Below are 11,571 nucleotides of genomic sequence, written 5' to 3'. Positions count from 1 at the left end.
AATCAGAAATGGCTGTCCCTGTTCCTTTTTTCGTTAATTTTTGCAAAAAGATCAATCTCTCCTGCAGCATCAAAATGTGCAGAGATACTTGAAATCAAACTATCCTTAACAAATTTCTCAATTTCTTTTTTATCAACTTTGGAACCAATTAGTTTTTCTTTCAAATCATCTTTGATTGAATCAATTACTTCAGTTGCAACATCAGATTCTAAAAGAGATATTTCTAATTCAAATAAAATATCTTCAATATCTTTTTCATTAAGTTCTTTTTCGCCTAAACTTTTCGCTGCATTAGAAAATGCACTACGAAGTTTATCAAACATTGTTTATCCCGACTTTGGAGACTGCCCATGTTGTTGCATGGCTTGCATCAATTGATTGACTTGTGCCTTACCTTGCTCTAGTCTTTGCGCTGCATCTTGTTTCTTTGCTGCAGTATCTTGGATTGCAATTTCAATTTCTTTGATTCGCTCTTCAAGATAATTAATTGCAGAAGTAAAGTCTTTTTCAACTGCTACCCCCGCTCCAATGTTTAGAATTATTTTGCTATTAGATGAGATTTTTGTTGGGATGTAAGTTCCCAATCCAATTGGAACAAGTGTGTCTGATTCAGGATTTTTACTAAGAGATTTTATAGATTCAATTGCAGCGGCTGCTTCTCTAAATACACTAAGAAACGTTCCTTCCCTTTGAGACAAATCTGCAAAATATGTTTCAAGCATCTGCATTTGTTGCATTAATTGTTCTGCTTGTTCTTGGCTCATTTACAACAAGGCTTTCTCCTATGGTTATAAATTCATTCATAGAAAACTTGAATCAAAAAATGAATAAAAAATAAAGAAGGAACTTTATTTTGCTTTAGAGAATCTGCTCTCTACCTCATCCCAGTTAACTACATTCCACCATGCGGCGATATAGTCAGGTCTCTTGTTTTGGTAGTTGAGATAGTATGCATGCTCCCAAACATCACAGCCTAACAATGGCACTAATCCCTCAGTTCTAGGACTTGTTTGGTTTGGCATTGATTTGTACTCAACCTTTCCAGAAGAAGGATTGTATACTAACCATCCCCAACCACTGCCTTGAATTACTGCTGTAGTGGATGAAAATTTCTCTTTGAAGTCAGAAAAGCTTCCAAAAGAATCATTGATTGCGTCAGCAATTGATCCTCCAGGTTCTCCGCCTCCATTTGGTTTCATGTTGTTCCAAAATAGCCTATGGTTGTCATAACCACCACCGTTGAAATTAATTGCGCCTCTTTTGTCCTCTGGAACAGAGTTGATATCAGACAAAATGTCAAGAATATCTTTGTCTTGGATTTCAGCTGGACATGTTTCAAGAGCTGCATTTAGTTTGTCAGTGTATGTTTGATGATGCTTTGTGTGGTGAATCTCCATTGTTCTTGCGTCAATGTGAGGTTCTAATGCATCATAAGCATATGGCATTTCAGGAAGTGTGTATTTTCCCATAAAATCACTTGATAGTTTATACCATTTATTGGTTTACAGGTAATCATTTTTACTTGTTAGAAATGATAGAAAATTTGTGAAATTCTTAGTAATTTTTTCTTTTATTGTAGTAATTTTGTCTGGTTTGATTTTGGCTCAATCCATATTTTCTGAAAATGAAATCCACACATATCTAAAAAGAAGCATTCCATTTGTTGGAGCAGACATCCCAAGAACAGAAGGAATTGACGGGGAGGGGATAAAGATTGCAATTATTGATACAGGTGTAGACTATAACCACCCAGACTTGGCCGGTTGGGGACCAGAGGGAAAAGTGATTGGAGGATACAACTTCATTGAGGAAGGAAAACCACCAATGGACAACAACGGACATGGAACTCAAGTTGCAGGAATAATAGCAGCTGATGGACAAGCAGTAGGAGTAGCTCCCAAAGCAAAGATTCTTGCCTACAAGGTATCAGAAGATGGAGAAGGAGTATCATCGGATTTGATAATTAGGGCAATTGAAAAGGCAATCGAAGATAATGCAGACATTATCAATATTAGTTTAGGAGTTAACAAAACAAACTCAAAGATTGAGAGAGCAGTAAATCTTGCATTAGAAAAAGAGATCTTTGTAGTAACTGCAGCTGGAAATGATGGTCCAGGTTTAGGTACTATTGGTAGTCCTGGAAGAAACTTTGGTTCAGTTACAGTTGGTGCAACTTACAATAATCTCACATCAAGCTTAGTTGCAACACTAGAGGTCAATGACAAACCATACACAGTAATTCCAATGGTTGGAAATCAAAAAGTAGAAGACGTAATTTCAGGTAAGATAGTTTTTGGCGGATATGGAAAAGAAGAAGAATTGAAGAATTTGGATGTAAAGGACTCCATACTAATAGTCGAGAGAGGAAGTGATATAGAAGGAGAGTTGTTATATTTTTCAATAAAGGAATCTAATGCTGCAAATGCAGGAGCAAAGGCATTGATTGTCTACAACAACATTCCAGGAATTTTCCTAGGAGAATTAATTCATGAATTTGTGGAACAAGATTACAAACCACAGATTCCAGTAGTGTCAATTGATAGAGAGGAAGGATTGGAGATCGTAGAATCAATCAATGGGAATGAAGCAGTATTGAATCTATTTTTTAATCCAGATTATCTTGCACATTTTAGCTCAAGAGGTCCAGTATCTCCATTTTACATAAAACCCGAAATTGTGGCTCCAGGTGCATATATCAATACCACACAAAACAATGCAGGATACAACTTTACTAGTGGAACAAGTTATGCTGCACCTCATGTAAGTGGGGCTGCAGCACTGTTACTACAAAAAAACCCACAACTCCATCACCATGAGATAAAATCGCTATTACTTACTACAGTTGAGCCTGTATCTGATGCCTATGGAAACAATTTCTCGATTCAAGAGGCAGGAGCAGGCAGATTAAACATTGCAAAGGCATTTGATGCAAAACTGATCATAGATCCTCCAAACTTTGTTGTGTTTACATCATCAGACAACAGAATTGCAGAAAAACAATTCAAACTAAAATCAATAGATGGAACATGGGAGGGATTTGATGTTACATTTGAGGGACCAGAATTCATAAAATTTGAAGGAGAGATGATGAATGAAAATATTTTGAATGTAAAGATGAGTGTGACAGAAGATAATTTTGGAGATCATGAAGGAAAGATGATTATCAGTCATGAAGGCATGCAATATGTAGTTCCATTTTTGTTGCATCATACACTAGGTTCAGTGGATGTAATTCAACAAAATGAAAAATTGTTTTTTGAAATACAACATCCAGAAGAATGGAGTTTTGCAAAGATATCAGTTACAAACAGTAAAGATGGCTCTATGGATGTAACAACTGCAACACCAGAAAAGACTGCGTCAATGGATATTTACAAAAATGCAGAGTATTGGATTGATGCAAAAATTAGAGTTAATGGAAACTCGTCAAGTGCATATAACACCATCGACATCAAAACAATTGAAGAAAGAGAAAGAATAGACTTGGACATCCCAGAAAAGCAGATGGCAATAATTGCAGGTGCGATAATAATAATCGGAGTCGTCGGTATTTTAAAAAGAAGATAGCCTACAATGAAGGTTTTGGACCTGCATCAATTATTTCTTGAGACACTCCATCAAATTTCTTAAAGTTCTCAACAAACATCTGAGCTAGTTTCTTTGCTGACAAGTCATATTCGTCTTTGTCAACCCATGTGTTTCTAGGATCTAAAATCTCAGATGGAACTCCCTCTACTTCTGCAGGAACATCTAGATTAAACAGATCATTGTGATTGTACTTTACAATATTAAGTCCGCCAGAAAGTGCAGCAGTTACCATTGCACGGCTGTACTTTATCTTGACTCTCTTTCCAACTCCATATGGACCACCGGACCAACCAGTATTGACGAGGTAGACCACAGTGTGGTGCTTAGTGATTTTCTCTCCAAGTAGTTTAGCGTAAACAGAAGCAGGTCTAGGCATGAATGGTGCCCCAAAGCACTGAGAAAATACAGACTTTGGTTCCTTGATTCCTCTTTCAGTGCCAGCAAGTTTGCTAGTATAGCCAGACATAAAGTGATACATTGCAGCCTCTTTTGTAAGTCGAGATATAGGAGGTAATACTCCCAATGCGTCTGCTGTCAAAAATATAATCACTTTAGGATTTCCGCCAACGCTTGGAATTACAGCGCCCGGAATGAAATCCAAGGGATACCCAACACGAGTGTTTTCAGTTAATGTGTTATCATCATAATCAGGTACGTTGTCTTTTAGCACAACATTTTCCAAAAGTGCACCAGGTTTGATTGCATTCCAAATCTCAGGTTCTGCTTCTTGACTGAGGTTAATGCATTTTGCATAACATCCACCTTCAAAATTAAAAGTTCCATTGTCAGACCAACCGTGTTCATCATCACCAATCAATTTTCTGTTAGGGTCTGCTGAAAGCGTTGTCTTTCCAGTACCAGATAATCCAAAGAACAGTGCAGTGTCTCCTTTTTCTCCAATGTTGGCAGAACAATGCATTGGGAAAATTCCTTTTTCAGGCAAGATGTAATTCATTACACCAAACATTGATTTTTTCATTTCACCAGCATATTCGGTTCCTCCAATCAAGACAATCTTTCTTGTCAAATCAATGAGAATGAATACATCAGTCCTTGTTCCGTCAACCTCAGGGTCTGCCAGAAAGTCATTAATACAAAGAATTGTAAATTCTGGTTCGTGATTTTCTAGTTCTTGACTTGTTGGTCGGATAAACAAATTACTTGCAAACATGCTTTGCCAGACATGATCATTGATTACTCTAATTGGCAAACGAGTTTCAGGGTCAGCCCCTACAAAACCATCAAAGACAAATAGTTCTTTGTTATCAACAAAGTTTTTCATTTTTTCCAATAGTTTTGCAAACTTACCACTTGGAAATTGATGGTTAATTTTACCCCAGTCAATTGTCTCATGTGTTTTATCGTCATACACGATAAATCGGTCATCAGGAGAACGTCCTGTGTACTTTCCAGTATTTACTGATAAAGAGCCTGTTGAATTCACTACACCTTCTTTTCTCTCAACTGCAAGGCGAACCATCTCTTCAATAGGAAGATTTCTGTGTACTTTGGATGGATTTATTCCAAAGTCCTTGAGTTGTATTGAAAATTTGTTAGTTGTGGCAGTACCTACTACTTGGGTCAGAGTATTACGCCTCCAAAAATAATGTAATTAATCCCAGGCTTGTTCATGAGATATTTCGATCCGCCTTCCATTTCCTTATTATCTCTTGCCATAGGAAATTATTTTATCCATCTAGGAACGTATTTATTCCAAAATTCAAGAGTCAATTTGATGCCGATCAATAAAGACAAGATTGCAAAGAGACAAGAGATCAAAGGAAACAATCCTGATTTTGAAAGACCAGAGAGTTGGCGTTATGTTAGACTCCAAACAGGTTGGAGAAAACCAAAAGGAATTGATCATCATCAAAGAAAACAATGGAGTAGAGGTCGTCCAGGTCTAGTTAAAGTAGGATTTGGTGGACCAAAAGAAGCAAGAGGATTACATCCATCAGGATTTACAGATAATTTAGTTTACAATTTAGATGACTTGGCAAAACTTGATCCAAAAACAGATGGAGTAAGATTAGGCCATAGTGTAGGTACTAGAAAAAGAAAAGAGATTGTTACAAAAGCAGTCGAGCAAAAATTCAAGGTTTTCAATGCGAGAGTGAGTGTAAGTGGTAGTAAATCTTAAAGCTAAGAAAAGACTAGCATCCAGAGTAACTGGTGTTGGGATTCATAGAATAAAGTTTGACTCAGACCATCTTACTGATGTTGCAGATGCAATCACAAGAGAAAACATCCGAAGTCTGATTACAGCAAACACAATTAGAATTGATTCGTTTACTGGAACTTCCAGAGGAAGAGCACAAACTAAGAGAGACCAGAGAAACAAGAGAGGTACCAAACAAGGTTCAAAACAAGGGCGCAAAGGTGCACGTGTTGGTAAAAAGGAAATCTACGTTGCAAAGGTCCGCTCATTAAGACGACTCTTAAAGATTGCAAAAGACAGAAAGGATTTGACTAATCCAGAATTTTGGGCATTATACAAAAAAGTAGGCGGAAATACAGTCAGAAACAAGGCTCACCTAAGACAGTTAATGGAAGAGACTGTCGCAAAAAGAAAAAAGTAGAGTTTTTTATTAAAAATCCTTTTAATTGTTGAAAACATGTTTTGTTGCATGGTTATTCTCAAAGCAACATCCATGGACCATGTAAACATGAACGTAAAAAACTTGGAGGAGACTGTAGAGTTTTACAAAAATTTGTTTGGTTTTGAGATTAGAAAAGAGGACAATTCTCCAAACAAGCTTGATGCACCTTCAAAGATTATCGGCAATGACTCCATCAAACTCTGTTTGTATGAAGACCCACAAGTTATTCCAACTGGAGGAATCGCTCATTTTGGATTCCACATAGAAAATTTTGATGACATTATACAAAAATGCAAAGAACTTGGAGTCGAGGTACTTTATGGTGGACCTGTAGATTTTGAGAAATCAAGTTCAGTGTACATTAAGGATCCAACAGGATACGATATTGAATTAAGCAAAGTTTCTGGCGGAGGGTTATAGAGAATGCTAGAATCGATAAACAGTTTTTTCCCAGTCTAAGATTTTACCATTTTCAGTTTTGATTCCTTCATCATTTAGCATCTTTGTTTTTATGTGCTCCCCATATGCATATCCGCCAACCTTTCCATTAGACATCACTACTCTATGACAAGGTATGATCACAGGATATGGATTCTTGTTCATTATTCTTCCAACTGCCCTTTGTCCGTTCTTAAGACCTACAGCCTTTGCAAGTTCTCCATAAGTTGTGATTTGACCTTTTGGAACTTCTAGTAATTTTTTGTAAATCTTTTTCTCAAGACTCAAAGTTTGATTACCTCAAGTTTTGTAGACTCTAGAAGGTCAAGAACCTTTTGCTTGTTTGGTCCTAATCCGTTCCAATCAAGCAGAGCAATAGTTGCCATGCTGTTTTGCTTGAGAATATGTGAAAATAATTCTTCATCAAGACTGTCCAGAGCATGTTTTGGAATTACTGTTCCAAGTGAATACTTGCCATTAAGAAGTTGTTCTGTAAACTTTGCAGGATAATGAGTCCCACCAAAACACAGAGCAACAGGACTTTTTGGTATGTCATTAGACATTACTTTATGAACTAGTTTTGCAACTCTTTGGCACAGATTCTCATCAGTCCATTGTTTTTCAGTGGTTCCAATTTCGATAAATATCGAGGGCTTCTTGAGATCTGTTGGTCCGTGGTGGGTTGCCTCTATTGTAATGTCAAATTCTGCAAAATCAGACTGGTGTTCTTGTAAAGTCTGGAGATATTTTTTTTGCAAGTCAGGATGCGGGATTGCTACTTGTCTGTCATTTCCGCCAAACTTTGCCTCCGAGAAATTCCCAGTGCTGTGACAGGTAAGTGCAAGTACACCAGATTCGGCGGCATGTTTTGACAAAAAGACAAATCCGTCATAATCATATTTTTCTTCTAACCAATCTGCAGATATTGCAGGTGTTGGGATTATTACCAAATCATAGTACTTTCCACGAAAAATATCTCCATCCAGAGTCATCTCTTTGCAAAGAAATTTTGCCATATTGTGGCCAGCAGGATCATCTGCGTATGCAACTAACAGCTCCATGAAATAAGAGATATAAGGAGACCCTATTAATTTCCACCAATGAACCCAAGACAGACTTTGAAGAACATGGTAAATACCATGAAAATGGCCAAAAAACCAGACAAGGACGAGTATCAACAACATCTTAGACTGGTATTGCTGGGAATAGCTGGAGTCGGAGCTATTGGATTTACAATTCAGTTTGTCTTTTCGGTGATTACATTTGGTAGGTAAAATTGTCTGAGGAAGTAAAATCACATTTGTTTGCAATTAGAACCACTGGTGGACAAGAAAAAGTGGTAATGAGATTATTAGAAGCAAAAGCTAATGCTAATCAAATAAACATTCAATCAGTGTTTTGGGTAAGTGATCTTAAGGGATATGTCGTAATTGAAGCAATAAACCCAAGTGATGCATACATGGCAGTGGAAGGTGTAAGACACATCCGTGGCCAATTAAGAGGAGAATTAGAATTCAAAGATATTGAAGGATACTTGGTAAAGAAATCAACAGTATCAACACTTGCAGTAGATAATGTAGTAGAAATCACTGGGGGTCCATTCAAGGGAATGAAGGCAACAATTACAAGAATAGATCCAGAAAAAGAAGAAGCTACAGTAGTATTGCTTGATGCATCATACCAATTACCAGTAACAGTGGATGCAAACTATCTAAAACTATCAACTGAGGGTTAGGAAGGATTAAATTTTCATTTAGAGACGATTAAACATGGGAGAACAAAAGATATCATCACTTGTAACAGGCGGAGCAGCATCAGCAGGTCCACCTTTAGGTCCAGCACTAGGTCCGCTTGGCGTCAACATCATGGAAGTTATCAATGCAATTAATGAGAAGACAAAAGACTTTGAAGGAATGAAAGTTCCAGTCACAGTTATTGTTGATAGCGACACAAAAAAGTATGAGATTGAAATCGGCATCCCATCAGCAGCTGCACTAATCATGAAAGAGGCAGGAATCCAAAAAGGCTCTGGGGCCTCTGGAACTGAATGGGCAGGAGATGTTACAATGGATTCAATTCTCAAAGTTGCAAATACAAAACTAGAGAAATCTTATGCATCATCAATAAAGTCAGTTGCAAAAACCATCATTGGTACATGCGTTGCTTTGGGAGTCAAAGTGGAAGGAAAGACCCCAAAAGAGATTACCGCAGAAATCAATGAAGGCAAGTGGGACGAAAAATTCCAGTAAGACCTTTATCTCTTTTCATCTACATCTGCAATAATTTTCTTCATACAGTCATGACAGATTACAGACTTGTCAGGCAGTTGTCGTATGATATCATGGTCCTGAAACACTGAATCGTATGTTGCTCCAATTACTATTTTATTAGTCCAAACCTCAAAGTCTTCTTTTCTTTTAGAGCATACAAAGCAGTTCATGATGCAATTACAATCTATTTGTATAAAATCTAAACATCATTTCCTGTTACTACCCATTCAAGTGCCCTGAGAACACCTTGGTAGTACTTCATTGCATCCATTGATTCTGTATTTACCAACCTTTGCTCAATGTCCTTTCGGTATTCTGCAATCTCATTTTCAGTCTTCATAAAATTTCTAAAAAAGTCATTCTATATTGAATTTAGTATTTTGGGCAAAGACATTAGATGATGTTTTGCAAGAAAACATAATGACTTTCCAATTGTTTTTTGCTCATGTTTTTCATCAGCAGAAATTGTGATTATTTTTGCATCAGAATTAATTTTTAGAATCTCAGATATTCCATAAAACCCATCATACTGTGGCATTTCAATATCCATAATTACAAAATCAGGTCTTAGAGATTCGTAGAGATTTGTAGCTTCTAGCCCATTAGTTCCAGTTCCCAGCACTTTGAAAGAGTGTGTGGTCAACAAGTCTGAAACAGCTTCAATTATTTCTTTATTGTCATCTACAATAACTACAGTTTTTGCCACGTCCCAAGTATGATGTATAAGATTTGCACTTAATTCCATGTTTGTAACATGAATTAATGACACTAAATCATCATAATTAAAAAAGTAGATTCAAGATAAATTATTCTGTAAAAACTTCTTCCAAGATACTAGCTGTGATGTGCGCAGGATTTTGCGCATGCAGTTGCGCAACATATGTTCTACAAGAATTTGATGGAATATCTTTGTCAGTTCCTATTTGAACTGCCTCGATGTTTGATTTGACAAGAATCTTTGCCTTGTCAATTTTCTTATCTCCTGCACATGCATTAAGTTTTACAGCATACTTTCCTTGACCAATGTCGGTTTTAGAGGTAATTGTAACGGTTGTAGTATAGGATAGTTTTGCTCTCTCTTCTTTGATTGGTTGATTGAGTTCTAAGAATCGTTCATTGAGTTTGTCCACTCGGTCATCTCCCTGATAGTTCCACACAGGATCCTGGTACAATTTTATACATGTGTTGATGTATGTAATGTAATCATATTTTGCAACAAATTGTAGTTTTCCAACATTTTTGTATGCTTGATACAATACAGAGCATTGATTAATTCGTGGTTTTGTGACAATGACTTGATCTGATGCAATGACAGGATCTAGTACTTGGTCTTTTTCGGAATTATCTAAAAATATAATTTTATTATTAATTAGAAATTGTATAGAGTCAAGAAATTCTTGTTCAGAGATGGAACCTTCACCGTACCAAAGTGCGGTGTTTTTTACCCACGAAGGGACAAGAGAATCAGCAGATACAGAATAAAATCCAACTCCGACAAACATCAGAACTGGAAATAATAACAAAAATTTACGATTCAAAGTGACATCAGTTATTTTGGTAAGTATCTGTATAAAAATATGATTTGTTTTTAACAATTAAACTTGAGTGTAATTTGTGAGTTGAATCAGTATTGACAAAATAAAGAGATGAAAACCCTACAACCAACTAGGATGATACCTTTGCAAGGTCTTCACCTCATACCAATGTTACAATGATTTGGAATAAGTTATGCATTAGTTGATTTCAAACTGAATAAAGTCAACTGGTTTATCTAAAATCAATCTCACACAATTTTCAGGCCATTAAATAGCATCTTTTCAGTTTCTCCTTTCATGAAGCAATTCATGTTACATGTCAAAAGCCAACCAACAACCAAGGTTGGAAGTGATGCCAAAAACGCACTTCCCACCAGTACATGTAACTATACAGATGTGTTGGGATTGTCTTGGATTTTCACAGAAGATTATGCTTAGCCAACTGGGAGGAGGTGAATCGAAGAAAATGAAAATGAAAACAACGATTACAACAATTACTGCATTAGCATTAGCATCAGTATTAATCACATCTGGATTTAATCTTCCTGCAGCTGACGCTCAGACATTTCCAAGTGTCAAAAAAGTAGTCATTGCAAAGATAGGATCACAAGGTGCAATTTATGAATCACAGCCAAGAACAATTGCATACACGTATGTATTTGAAGCATGTGCTGGAAACACTGCAATCAGAGCACCTGAAATAGTAGTTACCTCTGATAGTGAAGTAAGATCTGTAAAATTAGCATCTGACTTGAGTCCAAATGCATGTATTGTATCAGCAACAAAAATCAAAGCAGCCAACCCTGATTCAATTGATGCAAAGTTATTCACAAAAGAAACTGTGACAAAAATGATAAACAATGCTGAAAAGAGATTAGCAAACATCAAAATGATGTTAGCTGAAAAAAATGCAGCATTACAGCAACTAGTAAAACAGCCTACAAATAGCGATAACACAGTAAAACTTGTTAAAATAACTGATGAAATCGTAGAACTACGCAATCAACTCAAAGAAGCAAGAGGTGAATACTATAGGTTACTATTCCTTATCCACGGATAGTATCTCTTTATTTTTTTACAAATAATTTTTATTTCAAATTTTGTGTAAACTTGTTTAGTTTACAATAGAACATATTACCA

General features: G+C 36.5%; 19 protein-coding genes. 9 read left to right on the top strand and 10 right to left on the bottom strand.

The window, feature by feature from the left end:
- Positions 1-2: 2 nt before the first annotated feature.
- From NKOR_RS10240 to NKOR_RS01960, 3 genes are all read right to left on the bottom strand, one after another.
- Positions 3-323 carry a signal recognition particle receptor subunit alpha gene (locus NKOR_RS10240; protein ID WP_232212245.1) on the bottom strand — a complete coding sequence of 107 codons (321 nt, stop codon included), beginning with the start codon at positions 321-323 and terminating at the stop codon, positions 3-5.
- Positions 324-326: 3 nt separating this feature from the next.
- Positions 327-764 (bottom strand): prefoldin subunit alpha, encoded by a 438-nt coding sequence (pfdA, locus tag NKOR_RS01965; protein ID WP_014962684.1) that lies wholly within the window; start codon positions 762-764, stop codon positions 327-329.
- A gap of 84 nt (positions 765-848) precedes the next feature.
- A complete protein-coding gene (locus tag NKOR_RS01960; RefSeq protein WP_014962683.1) occupies positions 849-1,469 on the bottom strand; it encodes a superoxide dismutase in 621 nt (206 codons plus the stop codon).
- Positions 1,470-1,545: 76 nt separating this feature from the next.
- Between NKOR_RS01960 and NKOR_RS01955 the strand changes: the two genes are divergently transcribed.
- Complete coding sequence (locus NKOR_RS01955; protein WP_016939576.1) at positions 1,546-3,567, top strand: S8 family serine peptidase; 2,022 nt, start codon at positions 1,546-1,548, stop codon at positions 3,565-3,567.
- Position 3,568: 1 nt separating this feature from the next.
- Here NKOR_RS01955 and pckA read toward each other — a convergent pair whose 3' ends face one another.
- Positions 3,569-5,131: a phosphoenolpyruvate carboxykinase (ATP) gene (pckA, locus tag NKOR_RS01950; RefSeq protein WP_083879818.1), complete on the bottom strand. Its 1,563-nt coding sequence runs from the start codon at positions 5,129-5,131 to the stop codon at positions 3,569-3,571.
- A gap of 192 nt (positions 5,132-5,323) precedes the next feature.
- Between pckA and NKOR_RS01945 the strand changes: the two genes are divergently transcribed.
- Genes NKOR_RS01945 through NKOR_RS01935 form a run of 3 tightly spaced genes read left to right on the top strand, consistent with a single transcriptional unit; the run spans position 5,324 to position 6,608 of the window.
- On the top strand, positions 5,324-5,728 hold the full coding sequence (locus tag NKOR_RS01945; RefSeq protein WP_014962680.1) for a 50S ribosomal protein L32e: 405 nt from the start codon (positions 5,324-5,326) through the stop codon (positions 5,726-5,728).
- Positions 5,712-6,167, top strand: a complete 456-nt coding sequence (locus NKOR_RS01940) for a 50S ribosomal protein L19e (RefSeq protein WP_014962679.1) — start codon at positions 5,712-5,714, stop codon at positions 6,165-6,167. Before NKOR_RS01945 ends, NKOR_RS01940 begins: the two co-directional genes overlap by 17 nt.
- A gap of 48 nt (positions 6,168-6,215) precedes the next feature.
- On the top strand, positions 6,216-6,608 hold the full coding sequence (locus NKOR_RS01935; protein WP_014962678.1) for a VOC family protein: 393 nt from the start codon (positions 6,216-6,218) through the stop codon (positions 6,606-6,608).
- A 6-nt stretch (positions 6,609-6,614) separates the two neighbouring features.
- Here NKOR_RS01935 and NKOR_RS01930 read toward each other — a convergent pair whose 3' ends face one another.
- Together NKOR_RS01930 and NKOR_RS01925 are read right to left on the bottom strand one after the other, a co-directional pair.
- Positions 6,615-6,914, bottom strand: a complete 300-nt coding sequence (locus NKOR_RS01930; protein ID WP_014962677.1) for a methylated-DNA--[protein]-cysteine S-methyltransferase — start codon at positions 6,912-6,914, stop codon at positions 6,615-6,617.
- Positions 6,911-7,687: a D-aminoacyl-tRNA deacylase gene (locus NKOR_RS01925; protein WP_014962676.1), complete on the bottom strand. Its 777-nt coding sequence runs from the start codon at positions 7,685-7,687 to the stop codon at positions 6,911-6,913. Before NKOR_RS01925 ends, NKOR_RS01930 begins: the two co-directional genes overlap by 4 nt.
- 78 nt (positions 7,688-7,765) lie before the next feature.
- Here NKOR_RS01925 and NKOR_RS01920 point away from each other — a divergent pair, with 78 nt between their 5' ends.
- Genes NKOR_RS01920 through NKOR_RS01910 form a run of 3 tightly spaced genes read left to right on the top strand, consistent with a single transcriptional unit; the run spans position 7,766 to position 8,875 of the window.
- On the top strand, positions 7,766-7,900 hold the full coding sequence (locus NKOR_RS01920; protein ID WP_238535971.1) for a protein translocase SEC61 complex subunit gamma: 135 nt from the start codon (positions 7,766-7,768) through the stop codon (positions 7,898-7,900).
- 2 nt (positions 7,901-7,902) lie between these two features.
- Positions 7,903-8,361 (top strand): transcription elongation factor Spt5, encoded by a 459-nt coding sequence (locus NKOR_RS01915; RefSeq protein ID WP_014962674.1) that lies wholly within the window; start codon positions 7,903-7,905, stop codon positions 8,359-8,361.
- A 34-nt stretch (positions 8,362-8,395) separates the two neighbouring features.
- Positions 8,396-8,875, top strand: a complete 480-nt coding sequence (locus NKOR_RS01910) for a 50S ribosomal protein L11 (RefSeq protein ID WP_014962673.1) — start codon at positions 8,396-8,398, stop codon at positions 8,873-8,875.
- Positions 8,876-8,880: 5 nt separating this feature from the next.
- Here the strand turns inward: NKOR_RS01910 and NKOR_RS01905 are convergent, their stop codons facing one another.
- Genes NKOR_RS01905 through NKOR_RS01895 form a run of 4 tightly spaced genes read right to left on the bottom strand, consistent with a single transcriptional unit; the run spans position 8,881 to position 10,398 of the window.
- Positions 8,881-9,066: a hypothetical protein gene (locus tag NKOR_RS01905; protein WP_014962672.1), complete on the bottom strand. Its 186-nt coding sequence runs from the start codon at positions 9,064-9,066 to the stop codon at positions 8,881-8,883.
- Positions 9,067-9,095: 29 nt separating this feature from the next.
- A complete protein-coding gene (locus NKOR_RS09870) occupies positions 9,096-9,236 on the bottom strand; it encodes a hypothetical protein (protein WP_014962671.1) in 141 nt (46 codons plus the stop codon).
- 21 nt (positions 9,237-9,257) lie between these two features.
- Positions 9,258-9,665, bottom strand: coding sequence for a response regulator (locus NKOR_RS01900; RefSeq protein ID WP_016939884.1), 408 nt, complete (start codon positions 9,663-9,665; stop codon positions 9,258-9,260).
- 37 nt (positions 9,666-9,702) lie between these two features.
- Entirely contained in the window at positions 9,703-10,398 is a 696-nt protein-coding gene (locus NKOR_RS01895) for a hypothetical protein (protein ID WP_014962669.1), read from the bottom strand.
- A gap of 330 nt (positions 10,399-10,728) precedes the next feature.
- On the opposite strand from NKOR_RS01895, the gene NKOR_RS09865 reads away from it, so the two are divergent.
- Complete coding sequence (locus tag NKOR_RS09865) at positions 10,729-10,869, top strand: hypothetical protein (RefSeq protein ID WP_187146198.1); 141 nt, start codon at positions 10,729-10,731, stop codon at positions 10,867-10,869.
- Positions 10,870-10,897: 28 nt separating this feature from the next.
- Positions 10,898-11,491: a hypothetical protein gene (locus NKOR_RS01890; RefSeq protein WP_187146197.1), complete on the top strand. Its 594-nt coding sequence runs from the start codon at positions 10,898-10,900 to the stop codon at positions 11,489-11,491.
- The last annotated feature ends 80 nt before the right edge of the window (positions 11,492-11,571 follow it).

This window comes from Candidatus Nitrosopumilus koreensis AR1, assembly GCF_000299365.1.
GTDB lineage: Archaea > Thermoproteota > Nitrososphaeria > Nitrososphaerales > Nitrosopumilaceae > Nitrosopumilus > Nitrosopumilus koreensis.
This window is presented reverse-complemented; position numbering and strand designations above follow the sequence as displayed.